This is a genomic window from Streptomyces dryopteridis (assembly GCF_049606955.1).
Taxonomy (GTDB): domain Bacteria; phylum Actinomycetota; class Actinomycetes; order Streptomycetales; family Streptomycetaceae; genus Streptomyces.
In genome coordinates, this window is record NZ_CP187113.1 from 2035938 (window position 1) to 2052861 (window position 16924).

Annotated in this window: 15 protein-coding genes; 9 read left to right on the forward strand and 6 right to left on the reverse strand. The window is 73.6% G+C overall.

All coding sequences use genetic code 11. The features are described 5' to 3' along the window. Positions 1 to 419 precede the first annotated feature (419 nt). From ACN20G_RS08355 to ACN20G_RS08365, 3 genes are all read right to left on the reverse strand, one after another. A complete protein-coding gene (locus tag ACN20G_RS08355; protein WP_424212104.1) occupies positions 420 to 1304 on the reverse strand; it encodes an enoyl-CoA hydratase/isomerase family protein in 885 nt (294 codons plus the stop codon). 64 nt (positions 1305 to 1368) lie between these two features. Further along, positions 1369 to 2535, reverse strand: a complete 1167-nt coding sequence (locus ACN20G_RS08360) for an adenylate/guanylate cyclase domain-containing protein (protein WP_424212105.1) — start codon at positions 2533 to 2535, stop codon at positions 1369 to 1371. A 275-nt stretch (positions 2536 to 2810) separates the two neighbouring features. Further along, a complete protein-coding gene (locus ACN20G_RS08365; protein ID WP_424212106.1) occupies positions 2811 to 3674 on the reverse strand; it encodes a biotin--[acetyl-CoA-carboxylase] ligase in 864 nt (287 codons plus the stop codon). A 107-nt stretch (positions 3675 to 3781) separates the two neighbouring features. Between ACN20G_RS08365 and ACN20G_RS08370 the strand changes: the two genes are divergently transcribed. The 5 genes from ACN20G_RS08370 to ACN20G_RS08390 all read left to right on the forward strand — a co-directional run bounded on the left by ACN20G_RS08370 (position 3782) and on the right by ACN20G_RS08390 (position 8225). Beyond that, positions 3782 to 4993: an RNA-guided endonuclease InsQ/TnpB family protein gene (locus ACN20G_RS08370; RefSeq protein ID WP_424212107.1), complete on the forward strand. Its 1212-nt coding sequence runs from the start codon at positions 3782 to 3784 to the stop codon at positions 4991 to 4993. Between the two features lie 175 nt (positions 4994 to 5168). Then, on the forward strand, positions 5169 to 6764 hold the full coding sequence (locus ACN20G_RS08375; RefSeq protein ID WP_424212108.1) for an acyl-CoA carboxylase subunit beta: 1596 nt from the start codon (positions 5169 to 5171) through the stop codon (positions 6762 to 6764). A 58-nt stretch (positions 6765 to 6822) separates the two neighbouring features. Further along, positions 6823 to 7041, forward strand: coding sequence for an acyl-CoA carboxylase epsilon subunit (locus tag ACN20G_RS08380; protein WP_424212109.1), 219 nt, complete (start codon positions 6823 to 6825; stop codon positions 7039 to 7041). Between the two features lie 338 nt (positions 7042 to 7379). After that, complete coding sequence (gene mmpB, locus ACN20G_RS08385; protein ID WP_424212110.1) at positions 7380 to 7508, forward strand: morphogenic membrane protein MmpB; 129 nt, start codon at positions 7380 to 7382, stop codon at positions 7506 to 7508. Positions 7509 to 7619: 111 nt separating this feature from the next. Then, a complete protein-coding gene (locus tag ACN20G_RS08390; RefSeq protein WP_424212111.1) occupies positions 7620 to 8225 on the forward strand; it encodes a nucleoside triphosphate pyrophosphatase in 606 nt (201 codons plus the stop codon). On the opposite strand, the gene ACN20G_RS08395 is transcribed toward ACN20G_RS08390, so the two are convergent. Continuing rightward, entirely contained in the window at positions 8206 to 8622 is a 417-nt protein-coding gene (locus tag ACN20G_RS08395) for a hypothetical protein (protein WP_424212112.1), read from the reverse strand. The genes ACN20G_RS08390 and ACN20G_RS08395 overlap by 20 nt on opposite strands. Before the next feature lie 369 nt (positions 8623 to 8991). Here ACN20G_RS08395 and ACN20G_RS08400 point away from each other — a divergent pair, with 369 nt between their 5' ends. Next, on the forward strand, positions 8992 to 10764 hold the full coding sequence (locus tag ACN20G_RS08400) for an acetyl/propionyl/methylcrotonyl-CoA carboxylase subunit alpha (RefSeq protein WP_424212113.1): 1773 nt from the start codon (positions 8992 to 8994) through the stop codon (positions 10762 to 10764). 162 nt (positions 10765 to 10926) lie between these two features. On the opposite strand, the gene ACN20G_RS08405 is transcribed toward ACN20G_RS08400, so the two are convergent. Together ACN20G_RS08405 and ACN20G_RS08410 are read right to left on the reverse strand one after the other, a co-directional pair. Then, positions 10927 to 11901 carry a DeoR/GlpR family DNA-binding transcription regulator gene (locus ACN20G_RS08405; protein ID WP_424212114.1) on the reverse strand — a complete coding sequence of 325 codons (975 nt, stop codon included), beginning with the start codon at positions 11899 to 11901 and terminating at the stop codon, positions 10927 to 10929. A gap of 177 nt (positions 11902 to 12078) precedes the next feature. Beyond that, a complete protein-coding gene (locus tag ACN20G_RS08410) occupies positions 12079 to 13518 on the reverse strand; it encodes an NAD(P)H-quinone dehydrogenase (protein WP_424212115.1) in 1440 nt (479 codons plus the stop codon). A gap of 260 nt (positions 13519 to 13778) precedes the next feature. Between ACN20G_RS08410 and ACN20G_RS08415 the strand changes: the two genes are divergently transcribed. The 3 genes from ACN20G_RS08415 (at position 13779) to ACN20G_RS08425 (ending at position 16891) form a co-directional block, all read left to right on the forward strand. Then, entirely contained in the window at positions 13779 to 14216 is a 438-nt protein-coding gene (locus ACN20G_RS08415) for a gamma-glutamylcyclotransferase (protein WP_424212116.1), read from the forward strand. Between the two features lie 102 nt (positions 14217 to 14318). Further along, positions 14319 to 15125, forward strand: coding sequence for a purine-nucleoside phosphorylase (locus ACN20G_RS08420; RefSeq protein WP_424212117.1), 807 nt, complete (start codon positions 14319 to 14321; stop codon positions 15123 to 15125). Between the two features lie 107 nt (positions 15126 to 15232). Continuing rightward, entirely contained in the window at positions 15233 to 16891 is a 1659-nt protein-coding gene (locus ACN20G_RS08425; protein ID WP_424215425.1) for a phospho-sugar mutase, read from the forward strand. Positions 16892 to 16924: the final 33 nt, after the last annotated feature.

The following is a 16924-nucleotide window of genomic DNA, read 5'->3' on the forward strand; positions in this document are numbered from 1 at the left end:
GGCGGGGTGGCTGCGGGGGCGGACGCGGCGGGACGCCCGTATCAGGCGGGCACGGCGGGACGCTCGTGCCGGGTCAACGCGACGGGCAGGGTGGACGCGGTGGACGGCCAGGGTGGCCGGGGTGGCCAGGACTGCCGGGGGGGGGCCAGGACTGCCGGGGGGCCGGGACGGCCGGGACGGCCGGGGATGGCTGGGGCGGCCAGGGGTGCCCGGGGCAGCGAGGGTGGCCAGAACGGCCGGGGTGACCGGGGTGGTGGTGTGGGCGCCGGGGGGGGCGGGGTCGCGCCATGCCACGCACCGCAGATGCCCGCCCCGACCCCGCCCCGGGCCCGGGCCCGGGCCGCGCCCCCACCCCCCGGCGCCCCCACCCCCGGCGCTCACGCGCCTCGGCGCTCACGCGCTCCCGGAACCGGCGGTCGTCACTCCCCCGGCCAGTTCGGGCGGCGTTTGTCGTTGAACGCCGCCACGCCCTCGGCCCGGTCCCCGGAGAAGGCGACCGAGCGCCATGCCGCGTCCTCCACGTCCAGGCCGGCCGCCAGGTCCAGGCCGTGGCCCAGCCGCAGGGCCCGCTTGGCGGCCCGCAGGCCGACCGGGGAGTTCTCCGCGATCCGCGCCGCCAGTGCCAGCGCCTCCTCGCGGGCGGTGCCGTCGGCGACGACGCGGTCCACGAGCCCCAGCTCGCCCGCCTCCGCCGCCTCGACCCGGCGCGCCGTGAACACCAGCTCCGCCGCCCGCGCCGCGCCCACCCGGCGCGGGAGCAGTTGGGTGCCGCCGCCGCCCGGGATGACGCCCACCGACACCTCCGGCAGGCCCACCACGGCCGTGGTGTCGGCCACGATCAGGTCGCAGGACAGGGCCAGCTCGAAGCCGCCGCCGAGCGCGAACCCGCGCACCGCCGCGATCGTCGGCATCGGCAGGGCCAGCACCCCGCCGTAGGCGCCCCGGGTCACCGGGCGCTGTCGGACGAGTTCGAGGTCGGTGAAGGTGTTGCGCTCCTTGAGGTCGGCGCCCACGCAGAACGCGCGGTCGTGGCTGGAGCTCAGCACCACCACCCGCGTGCCCGCGTCGGCGGCCAGCGCCGCGCACGCCTCGCCCAGGGCCCGCGCCATCGCCGTGGAGACCGCGTTCATGGCCTTGGGCCGGTCCAGCACCAGCTCCGCCACGACCCCCTCGGGGCCGTGCCGGCGGACCGCCACGAACTCCCCGTACCGCGCGCTCTCGACCCCCCGCTCGACCCCCCGCTCGCCCCCCTGCTCGCGCTCCTGCTCCTGCTCGTGCTCCCGCCCCTGCCCCTGCCCGCTCATCCGCGCACACCCTCCGGTCGACGACCTCGGTTAACGACCGTTACCGTCACGGCCACCGGGCAGCCTACGACTCCCGTCGGGTCAACAACCAGGGTTCGATCACGCCGAGGCCGCGCACCGGCCGCTGCCACATCGGCTGGAGGGCGAAGCGGTACGCGACCCCCTCCTCCAGGTTCTTCTCCTCCACCGGCGCGTCCTTCGTGCGCCCCAGCTCCACCGCGAGCGCCGGATCGACCAGCACCGCGTTCTTCGGGGCTATGGAGGTGAGCCGCGAGGCGAGGTTGACGGTGGTCCCGAACACGTCGCCCATCCGCGTGGTCACCGTGCCGAACGCGATCCCGACCCGCAGCTCGGGCATGGTCGGGTCGGCCTCCATCGTCTCGATCAGCCGCAGCGCTATCTCGGCCGCCGTCCCCGCGTCGTCCGCCGCGAACAGCACCTCGTCGCCGAGGGTCTTGATCAGCCGGCCGCCGTGCGCCGCGACCAGGTCGGCCGCCGTGGTCTCGAAGGACTCGACCAGTTCGCCGAGCTCCTCCTCCTCCAGCCGCCGCGTCAGCCGTGTGAAGCCCACGAGGTCGGCGAAGCCCACCGCCAACCGGCGGTCCACCATCTCCTCGTCGTCGGCCACCTGCACCACCCGCCCGGTGGCCGCCGCCAACTGCCGGCGCCACACGTAGACGAGGAACTCCTCCAGCTCCGGCAGCAGCAGTTCCACGAGCGGATACGTCACCTCGGTGCGGGTCATGCCCGGCTCCGGCGGCTCCGTCAGCCCCTCCAGGAAGGAATCGATCTGCCATTCGGCCAAACGGGCCGTGGTCTGCCCCGTGGACCGGGCGACCTGCACGGCCATCGGCTCGCTCAGCAGGCCCGCCTCCACCAGACCGGCCAGCCGCCGCAGCGCCAGCACGTCGGCCTCGGTCAGGGCCCGCGCCTGCCCGATGTCCGCGAAGCCCATGGCCCGCCAGAACCGGCTGGCGAGCTCCATGGACACGCCGGCGCTGCGCGCGGCCTGGAAGGGGGTGTAGCGGCGCTCGGCGCCCAGGATGAGCTGCTCCAGCCGGATGGCCAGCGGATCGGCGGTGGGCTGCACGGTGTGGTCGACCTCGTGGTGCGGCGGATGACGGTCCCGCCCGATGGGCGTACCGGGACCGGCGGCCGACTCGCCGGAGTCCCCGCCGGCGGCGGACTCTCCGGCTCCGGACGCGCGGGGAGCGGAGTCGTCGACGGACAAGGGCCGCCTCCTGTCATTCCGTGCGCACTGCCCTGCCGACCTCGGCGAACAGCTCGGGACCGGGGTCGCCTAAACCATACGGCAGGTGTGCCGTAGCTCACTCGCCTCGGTACCGAGCCGAACCCACTCGACACCGATCCGCCATCCGGACGACACGTCCGCCGCGCCCCGACCCCGCCCCGGAACCTCACGAAAGCTCACGAAACCTCCCGATACGCGCGGTGGCCGGGCCGAAGGGCCGGGGCGACACGGGGACGGGCCGCCCCGGCCGGCGGTCAGTCCGCGGCCGGACGCAGGTGGATCACGTCGCCCGCGCCCACCACCCTGCGCTCCCCGGACTCCGCGCGCACCACGAGCCCGCCGTCGGAGTCCACGGCCTCCGCCGTGCCCCGCCACTGCGTCCCGCCCGGCAAATCGGCCCGCACCTCGCGCCCGAGGGTCGCGCACACGGCCGTGTACGCCTCCATCAGCCCGCTGTCGATCGGGTCCCCGGCGGCCTCGCGCCACCGCCCGTACCACCGCTCCAGCGACCGCAGCAGCGACCGCAGCAGCGGGTCCCGGTCCGTCACCTCGGCCTTCGCCAGCAGCAGCGACCCGGCCCCGGGGACGGGCAGCTCGGCCGCCGACAGGGACACGTTGATCCCCAGCCCCAGCACCACGCCGTCCACCGTGCGCTCGGCGAGGATCCCGCCGAGCTTGCGCTCCTCGCCCTCCACGTCCACCAGCAGGTCGTTCGGCCACTTCAACGCGACCGCCACGCCCGCCGTCCGCGACAGCGCCTCCGAGGCCGCCACCCCGGCCAGCAGCGTCAGCCACGCCCACCGCTCCTCGGGCACCGCCGCCCCCGGCTTGAGCAGCACGGACACGAAGATCCCGGACCGCGCCGGCGCCGTCCACGCCCGGTCCAACCGCCCCCGTCCCGCGTTCTGCTCCTCGGCCACGAGCACGGCCCCCTCGGGCAGCTCGGGCCCGGCGGCGGCGAGGTCGGTGTTCGTGGACCCGGTGGACTGCACGACCCGCACGGAGCTCCAGAGCCCCCCGGGCGTCACCAACCCCCGTTCCAGTGCCCCACCCGCCAACGGCGGCCGCTCCAGGTCCGACCAACGACCAGGACTGTTTGCTGCATCGGATGTCGTCATGCGTGCTCCATTCGTTGACGCGCCCTCGGCACGGAGGTACCGGCGGACCGCTGCGAAATCGCCGAAACGGCCCCGCCCGATCGGTGTCGACTCGTACGGTGATCACCGTGACGAAGTCGACGGCGGCCACTGCGCGGCCCGCCCGTTACACCTACCGGCTGCGCGCCTCGCGCACCGCGCTCGCCGCCCTCGAACGGGAGTGGTCGCGATGTCGATGGGTGTGGAATGAATGCGTGGCGCTGTCCGGCAGAGTGCACGAGCACAACGGTGCCACGGGCGGGTCGACGACTTGCGGCTTTGTCGGCCTGAGCGCGGCGTTGACCAGAGCCCGCGCGGCGACGCCGTGGCTGCGCGAGGGCGCGTGCGTCCCCCAGCAGCAGACCGTCCGGGACTTCGCGAACGCCCGCGCCAAGGCTCTCAAGGACATCCGCGACGGCCTGCCACACCACCTCCGGGCCGGAATGCCGAAGCCGCGCAAGAAACGTCGGACCGAGCCCACGTTCGAGTACACCCGGCGGGGGTTTCGGCTGCGGGACGGCCGCTTGCACCTGGCCGGCGGCATCGCGGTCACCGTGGTCCGGTCCCGGCCCCTGCCCTCCGAACCGAGCTCCGTGCGCGTGTACCGGGACGGTCTCGGACACTGGTACGCCTCGTTCGTCGTCCTCGTCGAAACCGAACCCCTGCCGAGCACCGGAGCGGTGATCGGCGTCGACTGGGGAGTTCGGCAGATCGCCACCACCACCAGCGACGCCCACGACCTGCCGCACCCCGAGCACGGAAAGGCCGCCGCGCGCCGTCTCGCCCACTATCAGCGCATGATGTCCCGCCGCGCCACGCCGAGGGGCCGCCCGTCCACCGCCGGTTACCGCAAGGCCCGGGCCCGGGCCGCGAAAGCACACCGGAAGATCGCGCGGCAGCGCCTGGACACGGCCCGGAAATGGGCGGCATCCGTGGTCCGCGACTTCGACGCGCTCGCGATCGAGGACTTCCGCCCGGGATTCCTCGCGAAGACGCCGATGGCCCGCAAGGCCGCGGACGGTGTCATCGGCACGACCAAGCGGATCCTGATCGAGCAGGCCCACAAGCACGGTCGGACCGTCCACCTCGTCCACCCGGCGCACACCACCAGGGACTGCGCCCACTGCGGAGCGAGAGCCAAGCACGCGGTGCCTCTTTCGAACAGAACCCACGCGTGCGCCGCGTGCGGGTTCACGTCCCCTCGGGACAAGAACTCCGCTCGCGTCATGCTCGTCCGGGCAGGTCTCGTCCCGGTTGGTGTCGATCTCGGCCCGGGCTCTTCGGAGAGCCCGGCGGAGTGAGCCGCGGATCCCCCTTCACCAGGGGGAGGAGTCAAGCAACCCACACCAGGTGTGGGAAACGCCGCACTGACGGTCGCCATGCGCGCCACTACGCTACGTGCGAGTAGCCATCAGGTTGACGTAGTTCGCACCGTGTTCTCGACCCCGAACCGACCAGGCAGGGAGCCGCGCCCCGATGTCAGAACCCGCAGAGCCGATCGACATCCACACCACCGCCGGGAAGATCGCCGATCTGCGCCGCCGCGTGGACGAGGCGGTGCACGCCGGGTCCGCCCGCGCCGTCGAGAAGCAGCACGCCAAGGGCAAGCTGACGGCCCGCGAGCGGGTGGAACTGCTGCTGGACGAGGGCTCCTTCGTGGAGCTCGACGAGTTCGCCCGGCACCGGTCCACCAATTTCGGCATCGAGGCCAACCGCCCCTACGGCGACGGGGTGGTCACCGGCTACGGCACCGTCGACGGCCGGCCGATCTGCGTGTACTCCCAGGACTTCACGATCTTCGGCGGCTCGCTCGGCGAGGTGTACGGCGAGAAGATCGTCAAGGTGATGGACCTGGCCCTGAAGACGGGCTGCCCGATCGTCGGCATCAACGACGGCGGCGGCGCCCGGATCCAGGAGGGCGTGGTGGCGCTCGGCCTGTTCGCCGAGATCTTCCGCCGCAACGTGCACGCCTCCGGCGTGATCCCGCAGATCTCGCTGATCGTCGGCCCCTGCGCGGGCGGCGCCGTGTACTCCCCCGCGATCACGGACTTCACGGTGATGGTGGACCAGACCTCGCACATGTTCATCACCGGCCCCGACGTGATCAAGACCGTCACCGGCGAGGACGTGGGCTTCGAGGAGCTGGGCGGGGCCCGCACCCACAACACGACCTCGGGCGTGGCCCACCACCTCGCGGGCGACGAGAAGGACGCGATCGAGTACGTCAAGGCGCTGCTGTCGCACCTGCCGTCGAACAACCTCGCCGAGGCCCCGATCTTCCCGGAGGAGGCCGATCTCGCGGTCTCCGACACGGACCTCGAACTGGACGCGCTGATCCCGGACAGCGCGAACCAGCCGTACGACATGCACACCGTGATCGAGCACGTCCTCGACGACGGCGAGTTCCTGGAGACCCAGGCCCTGTTCGCGCCGAACATCGTCACCGGCTTCGGACGGGTCGAGGGCCGGCCGGTGGGCGTGGTCGCCAACCAGCCGCTCCAGTTCGCGGGCTGCCTGGACATCAACGCCTCCGAGAAGGCCGCGCGGTTCGTGCGGACCTGCGACGCGTTCAACGTGCCGGTGCTGACCTTCGTGGACGTGCCCGGGTTCCTGCCCGGCACCGACCAGGAGTACAACGGCATCATCCGGCGCGGCGCGAAGCTGATCTACGCCTACGCCGAGGCCACCGTCCCGCTGATCACCGTGATCACGCGCAAGGCGTTCGGCGGGGCGTACGACGTGATGGGCTCCAAGCACCTGGGCGCGGACCTGAACCTGGCCTGGCCCACCGCGCAGATCGCCGTCATGGGCGCGCAGGGCGCCGTGAACATCCTGCACCGGCGCGCGATCACGGCGATCGAGGACCCGGAGGAGGCGGAGGCCACCCGGGCCCGGCTGATCGGCGAGTACGAGGACACCCTCCTCAACCCCTACATCGCGGCCGAGCGCGGGTACGTCGACGCCGTCGTGTTGCCGAGCGAGACGCGCGGGCACATCGTCAAGGGACTGCGGCAGCTCGCGTCCAAGCGCGAGTCCCTGCCGCCGAAGAAGCACGGCAACATCCCGCTGTGAGGACGCGCAGGACGCGCACGCCGAGGACGCACACGCGGGGGACGCACACGAGGAGGTCGTGGTGATCAAGGTCGTCAGGGGAAATCCGACCCCGGAGGAGCTGGCCGCCGCACTGGCGGTGGTCAGGGCCCGCGCGGCGGCGTCGGCGGCGGCCGCGCCCGCCGCGCGGGGTTCGGCCGGCCGGGACGCCTGGTCCGATCCGGCCCGCGCGGCGCTGCGGCGGCCGCTGCGGCCCGGCCCGGGGGCCTGGGGCCGCAGCTTCCTGCCGGGCGGCTGAGCGGCCGGGCGGCTGAGCGGCTGAGGGCCGGGCAGCTGAGTGGCTGAGCGGCCGGGCACGGGGCCGCACGGGCACAGGACCGCACGGGCACGCCGCGCACGGGGCGGGTTCGGGCCGGGACGACCGGCGCGGGCCCGCCCCCGCACGTCCGGCCCGGGCCCGGGTCCGCGCGTCCGGCCCGGGCCCGGGTCCCGCGCTCGGCCCGGGCCCAGTCCCGCGCTCGGCCCGGGCCCGCGTTCGGCCTCGGGAGTCGCCCGCGTCGTCGCCAGGTGGCTTTGGTTCCGGTTTGAGTACCCGTACTCAGGCGGGTTCCGGGGCCGCCGGGGCAGGATCGGGGCATGCTCTGGTCCGACCCCGAGAACGAACCGCCGCGGGACATGCGCGAGGCGCAGACGATGGTCCGCCGCCTGACGCTGGTGCTGACGATCGCGATGGTGGTGATCGTGTGGGTGCTGGGGATCCGCTGAGCCCGCCCCGCCGATCCCGCGCCGCCGATCCCGCCGCCCGTCGCACCACCCGTCCCGCCGCCCGTCCCGCCGTCGATCCCCCGCCCCGCGCCGCACCCCTACGATGACCCCATGACCGCACAGACCCGCACCCTGGTCCTCGCCTCCGCCTCCCCCGCCCGCCTGGGGCTGCTCCGCCAGGCCGGGTTCGCGCCGCACGTGATCGTCAGCGGCTTCGACGAGGACTCGGTGGTCGCCGACTCCCCCGCCGAGCTGGCGCTCGCGCTGGCCGAGGCGAAGGCCGGCGTGGTGGCCGCGCTGCCGGAGGCGGCCGGGGCCCTGGTGATCGGCTGCGATTCGGTGCTGGAGCTGGACGGCGAGGCCCTGGGCAAGCCGGCCGACGCCGCCGAGGCCACGGCCCGGTGGAAGGCGATGCGGGGGCGGGCCGGGGTGCTGCGCACCGGGCACTGCGTGGTGGACGCGGCGAGCGGCCGGCGGGTGTCGGCGACGGCGTCCACGACGGTCCGGTTCGGGGAGCCCACGGACGAGGAGGTCGCGGCGTACGTGGCGAGCGGGGAACCGCTGCACGTGGCGGGCGCGTTCACCCTCGACGGCCGGTCGGCGCCGTTCGTGGAGGGCATCGAGGGGGATCACGGGAACGTGATCGGTCTGTCGCTGCCGTTGCTGCGCCGGCTGCTCGGCGAACTCGGCGTCTCGGTCACGGAGCTGTGGACCTGAGCTCCTCGCCCGCCGGATAGAGCGTCAACAGCAGCACCAGCAGGCACAGCACTCCCATGAGTGCCCCGAACGCGATCCAGCCCACCAGCGCGGCGGCCAGTACCCCGAGCACGAGGTGGGTGAGGACGAGAGCGATCAGCAGCACCCGGGGGAACGCGCCGGGCGGCCGGTCGCGCACGGCGATCGCGGCCGTGACCACCGTGCCGATGAGCAGGAACCCGGCGAGTCCGGCGCCGAGCGCGTAGGCGCCGGTGGCCATGAGGGTGGGGTCGAGGCCGGCCACGGACATGGACTGGCTCGCGGTGGTGCGGCCGAGGACGAGGTGGACGAAGGCCAGCACCACCGCCTCGATCGCGAGGACCGGCGCGGTGAGCGCGGCGACGAGTCGGCGTGACATGACGGATCCCACCCCTCTTCACCCGGGTCGGGCGGGTCGGCGGTCGGCCCGCGGACCCGGACCGGCAGGAGGCTACTAACGGGTAATGCCCGGGACAAGAGTTCGCGCACGGGCAAAGGGATCGAAGGCCGTTCGTAGACTCCCCACAAAGATTCGGCCGGGCCCGCTGCACTTGCTGACAGAGACCGGGGGTGGTCCACAGGGTTACTGTGCAGTCGGGAAAAGCCCCGACCCGGTGTGCCATGTGGGTTTTCGGGGGTCGGGACATCCCCGCGTCACCCTCCGTGTGGGCAAGCTCACCTTTGGGGATGGGTCGAAAGGCCGTGTTGGCTGTCCCTAAACTCAGCTTGTTCCAAGGAGGGAGCCATCGTGCGCAAGGTGCTCATCGCCAATCGTGGCGAAATCGCTGTTCGTGTTGCCCGGGCCTGTCGGGACGCCGGTATCGCCAGTGTCGCGGTCTACGCCGACCCCGACCGCGACGCGCTGCACGTCCGCGCGGCCGACGAGGCCTTCGCGCTGGGCGGTGACACCCCCGCGGCCAGCTACCTCGACTTCGGCAAGGTGCTCCAGGCCGCCGCGGACTCGGGGGCCGACGCCGTCCACCCCGGTTACGGCTTCCTGTCGGAGAACGCCGAGTTCGCCCAGGCCGTCATCGACGCGGGTCTGACCTGGATCGGCCCGCCGCCGCAGGCCATCCGCGACCTCGGCGACAAGGTGGCGGCCCGTCACATCGCCCAGCGCGCGGGCGCCCCGCTCGTCGCCGGCACCCCGGACCCGGTCTCGGGCTCCGACGAGGTCGTCGCCTTCGCGTCCGAGCACGGCCTGCCGATCGCGATCAAGGCGGCCTTCGGCGGCGGCGGTCGCGGTCTGAAGGTGGCCCGCACGCTGGAGGAGATCCCGGAGCTGTACGACTCGGCGGTCCGCGAGGCCGTCGCCGCGTTCGGTCGCGGCGAGTGCTTCGTCGAGCGCTACCTCGACCGCCCCCGGCACGTCGAGACCCAGTGCCTGGCCGACTCCCACGGCAACGTGGTCGTCGTCTCCACCCGTGACTGCTCCCTCCAGCGCCGGCACCAGAAGCTGGTCGAGGAGGCCCCCGCGCCGTTCCTGAGCGAGGCCCAGAACGCCGAGCTGTACGCCGCGTCCAAGGCCATCCTCAAGGAGGCGGGCTACGTCGGCGCCGGCACCGTCGAGTTCCTCGTCGGCAACGACGGCACCATCTCCTTCCTCGAGGTCAACACCCGCCTCCAGGTGGAGCACCCGGTCACCGAGGAGGTCGCCGGCATCGACCTCGTGCGCGAGATGTTCCGCATCGCCGACGGCGAGGAACTCGGCTACGGGGACCCCGCGCTGCGCGGCCACTCCTTCGAGTTCCGCATCAACGGCGAGGACCCGGGCCGCGGCTTCCTGCCCGCCCCCGGCACCGTCACCGCCTTCGACGCGCCCACCGGCCCCGGTGTCCGCCTCGACACCGGCGTCGAGGCCGGCAGTGTCATCGGCCCCGCCTGGGACTCCCTCCTCGCGAAGCTGATCGTCACCGGCGCCACCCGCGAGCAGGCCCTCCAGCGCGCCGCCCGCGCCCTGGCCGAGTTCAACATCGAGGGCATGGCCACCGCCATCCCCTTCCACCGCGCCGTGGTCGCCGACCCCGCGTTCGCGCCCACCGACGGCGGCCCGTTCCACGTCCACACCCGGTGGATCGAGACCGAGTTCGTCAACGAGATCCCGCCCTTCGCCCCCACCGGCGCGAGCGAGGACGCCGACGACGAGGCCGGCCGCGAGACCGTGGTGGTCGAGGTCGGCGGCAAGCGCCTGGAGGTCTCCCTCCCCGCGTCCCTCGGCATGACCCTGGCCCGCACCGGCCTGGCCGCGGGCGCCAAGCCCAAGCGCCGCGCCGCGAAGAAGTCCGGCCCGGCCGCGTCCGGCGACACCCTGGCCTCCCCCATGCAGGGCACCATCGTCAAGGTGGCCGTCGAGGAGGGCCAGCAGGTCAACGAGGGCGACCTGATCGTCGTCCTGGAGGCCATGAAGATGGAGCAGCCGCTGAACGCGCACCGCTCCGGCACGATCGTCGGCCTCACAGCCGAGGTCGGCGCCTCCCTCACCTCCGGCGCCCCGATCTGCCAGATCAAGGAATCCGCCTGAGGCAGGACCCCTCCCGAACCCGCCGAGCCCGCCACACCCCGGTCCCCGTGACCGGGCGTACGGCGGGCGCGCGGTGACGGGTCACGACGGCGCCCCGCGCACCGACCCCACCGGGGCCGGCGCGCGGGGCGCCGTCGTCTCCGCGTCCTCGCGGCCCGCGGGTCAGCGCCGGCGCAGGTCCGCGACCCGGCCCCGGGGGCCCTCGGGCGCGGACTCCAGCAGGGTGCCGGGCCCCCCGCGCAGCACGGCGGCCCCGGCGGCCGCGACCTGTCCGCCGCGCCGCTGCACGGGCAGTCCGGCCTCGCGGCGGGCCCGGCGGCCGGCCATGCCCTCGGCCTGTCCGGTGCCGCCGGCGCCCACGCTCGCGACCGTGATCTGCACGCCCTGGTCGGCGAGGGCCTGCAACTCGGTGGCGGCGCGGTCGTCGTGGCCCGGGGGCTCGTCGGTGACGAGGCGGGTGATCAGGTCGGTGGGCACGGTCTGGAACATGGTGTCCGTGCCGAGCTTGGTGTGGTCGGCGAGGACCACGACCTCGCCGGCGGCCTCGACCAGGGCCCGGTCCACGCTCGCGGAGAGCATGTTGGACGTGGACAGGCCCCGGTCGGCGGTCAGTCCGCTGCCCGAGAGGAAGGCCCGCGAGACCCGCAGCCCCTGGAGGGACTGTTCGGCCCCGCTGCCCACGAGCGCGTAGTTGGTGCCGCGCAGGGTGCCGCCGGTCATGACGACCTCGACCCGGTTGGCGTGCGCGAGGGCCTGGGCCACGAGCAGGGAGTTGGTGACGACGGTCAGCCCCGGCACGCGGGCCAGCCGGCGGGCCAGTTCCTGCGTGGTGGTGCCGGCGCCGACCACGATGGCCTCGCCCTCGCCGACGAGCCCGGCGGCCACGTCGGCGATCGCGGTCTTCTCGGCCGCGGACAGCTGGGACTTCTGCGGGTACCCGGATTCCCGGGTGAACCCGCCGGGGAGCACGGCGCCGCCGTGGCGGCGGTCGAGGAGTCCTTCTGCCTCCAGTGCCCGCACGTCCCGCCGTACGGTCACTTCGGAGGTCTGGACGACGCGGGCGAGTTCACGGAGCGACACCGCTCCGTTGGCACGCACCATTTCGAGGATCAATTGGCGACGTTCTGCAGCGAACACGAAACTGACAGTAACCCGGGCGACCATCTGCTTTCAGCTCTTTGCGCCGGAATACCGAAGTTGTTCGCACCGGGTGCCTTCGGGTGGTATACGCGACCCCCGGAGCGCGTCGCTCCGGGGGTCGGGTGCCGGTACGTTTCGCCAACGCCCCTTGTGAGGTGGGACGCTGCGCGCGGATCAGGCCCCGCCGTCCGCCTTCCGGCTCTGCAACTGGCGTGCCACCTCGGCGATCGAACCCGACAGCGAGGGGTACACGGTGAACGCGTTTGCGATCTGTTCCACCGTCAGGTTGTTGTCCACGGCGATGGAGATGGGGTGGATCAGCTCGCTGGCGCGCGGGGAGACCACGACGCCGCCGACCACGATGCCGGTGCCGGGGCGGCAGAACATCTTCACGAAGCCGTCGCGGATGCCCTGCATCTTCGCGCGCGGGTTGCGCAGCAGCGGCAGCTTCACCACGCGGGCGTCGATCCGGCCCGCGTCCACGTCGGCCTGGGTGTAGCCGACGGTCGCGATCTCCGGGTCGGTGAACACGTTGGAGGAGACCGTCTTGAGGTTGAGCGGGGCCACCGGCTCCCCGAGGAAGTGGTACATGGCGATGCGGCCCTGCATCGCCGCCACGGAGGCCAGCGCGAACACGCCCGTCACGTCGCCGGCCGCGTACACGCCGGGCGAGGAGGTGCGCGAGACCTTGTCGGTCCAGATGTGACCCGATTCGGTCAGCCGGATCCCGGACTCCTCCAGGTTCATGTTCCGGGTGTTCGGGATCGCGCCGACCGCCATCAGGCAGTGCGAGCCGGAGATCACCCGCCCGTCCGAGAGGGTCACCTCCACCCGGTCGCCGACCCGCTTGGCGGACTCGGCGCGCGAACGGCCCACGACGTTCATGCCGCGCCGCCGGAACACGTCCTCCAGCACCGCCGCCGCGTCCGGGTCCTCGCCGGGCAGCACCCGGTCGCGCGAGGAGACCAGCGTGACCCGCGAGCCGAGAGCCTGGTAGGCGCCCGCGAACTCGGCGCCGGTGACGCCGGAGCCGACCACGATCAGTTCCTCGGGCAGCTCGTCGAGGTCGTAGACCTGGGTCCAGTTCAGGATCCGCTCGCCGTCGGGCAGCGCGTCGGGGATCTCGCGCGGGGTGCCGCCGGTCGCGATCAGCACGGCGTCGGCGGTGAGGATGGTCTCGGTGCCGTCGGCGGCCTCCACGATCACGTCGCGGGTGCCGTCGATGCCCTGCGGGCCGCCCAGCTTGGCCCGGCCGCGCAGCACGCGCGCGCCGGCCCGGGTCACCGAGGCCGTGATGTCGTGCGACTGGGCCAGCGCCAGGCGCTTGACCCGTCGGTTGACCTTGCCGAGGTCCACCCCCGTCACCCGGGCCGGCGCCACCAGCGGCGGGGTGTCGTCGGCCACGATGATGCCCAGCTCCTCGTAGGAGGAGTCGAAGGTGGTCATCACCTCGGCCGTCGCGATGAGCGTCTTGGACGGCACGCAGTCGGTCAGCACCGAGGCGCCGCCCAGACCGTCGCAGTCCACGACGGTCACCTCCGCGCCGAGCTGGGCCCCCACCAGCGCCGCCTCATACCCGCCGGGTCCGCCACCGATGATCACGATCCGGGTCACGAAAAGTCCGCCTCACGTCTTCCCGGTCGGCTGCGGCCCGGCCGGTGGTCCGGGGGGTCGCCCCGGGGGTGATTGCTGCCGGGCCCCATTGTCCCGCACGCTTCAAAATGATTCTCGCCCGGTCCCGCCTTCGTCGACGCGCCGCGAAATCACCCGTGCGGGGACGAACCCCGGCGCTCCGGGCATCCCGGTCCCCGCCGGCGGGCGTCCGGGGGACGGGGAGGGGAAACCGGCCACCGCCCTCCCGTACCCTCGACCTCATGTCGCTCTACGCCGCGTACGCCGGCAACCTCGATCCGCGGCTGATGTCCCGCCGCGCCCCCCATTCCCCGCTGCGCGGCACGGGCTGGATCAACGATTGGCGGCTCACCTTCGGCGGCGAGCAGATGGGCTGGGAGGGCGCCCTGGCCACGATCGTCGAGGCCCCGCGCAAGCAGGTCTTCGTGGCCCTCTACGATATCGCCCCGCTGGACGAGGACTCCATGGACCGCTGGGAGGGCGTCGGGCTCGACATCTACCGGCGCATGCGGATCCGCGTGCACACCCTCGACGGCGAGGAGGGGGCCTGGGTGTACGTGCTCAACGGCTACGAGGGCGGCCTGCCCTCCGCCCGCTACCTGGGCGAACTCGCCGACGCCGCCGAGTCCGCCGGCGCCCCCCACGACTACGTGATGGAACTGCGCAAGCGCCCCTGCTGAGGGGCGAACACGCCCATTGGTGGAAAACGACAAGGCAACGATCCGAACACCGTGAGCTGTGCCATCTACGCGCGTAGGACCGGAGCGGCTACCCTCGTCCGCGTGAACGCATCTGCAACCGACCCCCACGCCGCCGCCGACGCCGCCGCGGCGCGCCTGCGGGAACTGACCGGCGTCGAATCCCACGACGTCGCCCTGGTGATGGGCTCCGGATGGGCCCCTGCCGCCGAGGCCCTGGGCGTCCCCGAGGCCGAATTCCCGGTCACCGAGCTCCCCGGCTTCCCGCCGCCCGCCGTCGAAGGCCACGGCGGCAAGATCCGCTCGTACAAGATCGGCGACAAGCGCGCGCTGCTCTTCCTCGGCCGGACCCACTACTACGAGGGCCGCGGCGTCGCCGCCGTCGCCCACGGCGTCCGCACCGCCGTCGCCGCGGGCTGCAAGACCATCGTCCTCACCAACGGCTGCGGCGGGCTGCGCCAGGGCATGCGCCCGGGCCAGGCGGTCCTCATCAGCGACCACCTGAACCTGACCGCGACCTCCCCGATCATCGGCGCGAACTTCGTCGACCTGACGGACCTGTACTCGCCGCGCCTGCGCGCGATGTGCCAGGAGATCGACCCCACCCTCGAAGAGGGCGTGTACGTCCAGTTCCCCGGCCCGCACTACGAGACCCCCGCCGAGATCAACATGATCCGCGTGATGGGCGCCGACCTCGTGGGCATGTCCACCGTGCTGGAGGCCATCGCGGCCCGCGAGGCGGGCGCCGAGGTCCTCGGCATCTCGCTGGTGACGAACCTGGCGGCCGGCCTCACCGGCGAGCCGCTCAACCACGAGGAGGTGCTCCAGGCCGGCCGTGACTCCGCGGCCCGCATGGGCGAACTCCTGACCCGGGTGCTGGCCCGGATCTGAGCAGTTCGGCGGCGGCCCCGTGGCGGGCCGCCGCCGGCGGTACCGGCGGGTCCGCGGGCGCGCCGGCACGATCGGCAGTGACGACGCGGAAGGCAGTGGCAGTGGCAGTGCAGGAACAGCGGGACGACGTGATCACCCGGGCTCGGGCCTGGCTGGCGGAGGACCCCGACCCCGAGACGGCCGCCGAACTGGCCGCGCTCCTCGACGCGGACGCGACCGAGGAGCTCGCCGACCGGTTCGCCGGCACCCTCCAGTTCGGCACCGCGGGGCTGCGCGGCGAGCTGGGCGCGGGCCCGATGCGGATGAACCGCGCCGTGGTGATCCGCGCGGCGGCGGGCCTGGCGGCCTGGCTGACGGCGCAGGGGCACGGCGGCGGCCTGGTCGTCGTCGGGTACGACGCCCGGCACAAGTCGGAGGACTTCGCGCGGGACACGGCCGCGGTGATGATCGGGGCCGGGATGCGCGCGGCGGTGCTGCCGCGGCCGCTGCCGACGCCGGTCCTCGCGTTCGCCATAAGGCACCTGGGCGCCGTGGCCGGCGTCGAGGTGACCGCGAGCCACAACCCTCCGCGCGACAACGGCTACAAGGTGTACCTGGGCGACGGCTCGCAGATCGTCTCGCCGGCGGACGCCGGGATCGCGGCGGAGATCGCCGCGGTCGGCGCGCTGGCCTCCGTGCCGCGTCCGGAGTCGGGCTGGGAGGTCCTGGGCGACGAGGTGCTGAACGCGTACCTGGAGCGCACGGACGCGGTCCTGACGCCGGGCTCGGCGCGCGGGGTGCGCACGGTGTACACGGCGATGCACGGCGTGGGCCGCACGGTGCTGGAGGCGGCGTTCGCGCGGGCCGGGTTCCCGGCGCCGGTCGCGGTCGCGGCGCAGGCCGACCCGGACCCGGAGTTCCCGACCGTCGCGTTCCCGAACCCGGAGGAGCCGGGCGCGATGGACCTGGCGTTCGCGACGGCCGCCGAGGTGGACCCCGACATCGTGATCGCGAACGACCCGGACGCGGACCGCTGCGCCGTGGCCGTGCCGGACGCCTCGGCTCCGGCCGGTTGGCGGATGCTGCGGGGCGACGAGGTGGGCGCGCTGCTGGGCGCGCACCTGGTGCACAAGGGCGCGCGCGGGGTGTTCGCGGAGTCGATCGTGTCCTCGTCGCTGCTGGGCCGGATCGCGGAGGCGGCCGGGGTGGGCTACGAGGAGACCCTGACGGGCTTCAAGTGGATCTCCCGGGTGGAGGGCCTGCGGTACGGCTACGAGGAGGCCCTGGGGTACTGCGTGGACCCGGACGGGGTGCGCGACAAGGACGGCATCACGGCGGCGCTGCTGGTGGCCGAGCTGGCCTCGGAGCTGAAGGAGCGCGGCCGGACCCTGGTGGACCTGCTGGACGACCTGGCGATCGAGCACGGTCTGCACGCCACGGACCAGCTGTCGGTGCGGGTGAGTGACCTGTCGGTGATCGCGGACGCGATGGCGCGGCTGCGCGAGGAGCCGCCGACGGTGCTGGCGGGGCTGCGGGTGGTGTCGGCGGAGGACCTGACGAAGGGCACGGCCACGCTGCCGCCCACCGACGGCCTGCGCTACCACCTGGACGGCGAGCACAGGGCGCGGGTGATCGTGCGCCCGTCGGGCACGGAGCCGAAGCTGAAGTGCTACCTGGAGGTCGTGGTGCCGGTCGCGGACGCCTCGGACCTGGCGGCGGCGCGGGAGCGCGGCACGAACGTGCTGGACGCCCTCAAGAAGGACCTGTCGGCGGCGGCGGGCATCTGACCCCACCCCACCCCCCGAAGGGCCCCCACCCCG

Bases quoted from the DNA above. Each gene is read 5' to 3' on its own strand.
- ACN20G_RS08355 (WP_424212104.1), bottom strand. From the start codon at position 1,304: ATGAGCGGGCAGGGGCAGGGGCGGGAGCACGAGCAGGAGCAGGAGCGC.
- ACN20G_RS08365 (WP_424212106.1), bottom strand. From the start codon at position 3,674: ATGACGACATCCGATGCAGCAAACAGTCCTGGTCGTTGGTCGGACCTG.
- ACN20G_RS08375 (WP_424212108.1), top strand. From the start codon at position 5,169: ATGTCAGAACCCGCAGAGCCGATCGACATCCACACCACCGCCGGGAAG.
- mmpB (WP_424212110.1), top strand. From the start codon at position 7,380: ATGCTCTGGTCCGACCCCGAGAACGAACCGCCGCGGGACATGCGCGAG.
- ACN20G_RS08390 (WP_424212111.1), top strand. From the start codon at position 7,620: ATGACCGCACAGACCCGCACCCTGGTCCTCGCCTCCGCCTCCCCCGCC.
- ACN20G_RS08395 (WP_424212112.1), bottom strand. From the start codon at position 8,622: ATGTCACGCCGACTCGTCGCCGCGCTCACCGCGCCGGTCCTCGCGATC.
- ACN20G_RS08415 (WP_424212116.1), top strand. From the start codon at position 13,779: ATGTCGCTCTACGCCGCGTACGCCGGCAACCTCGATCCGCGGCTGATG.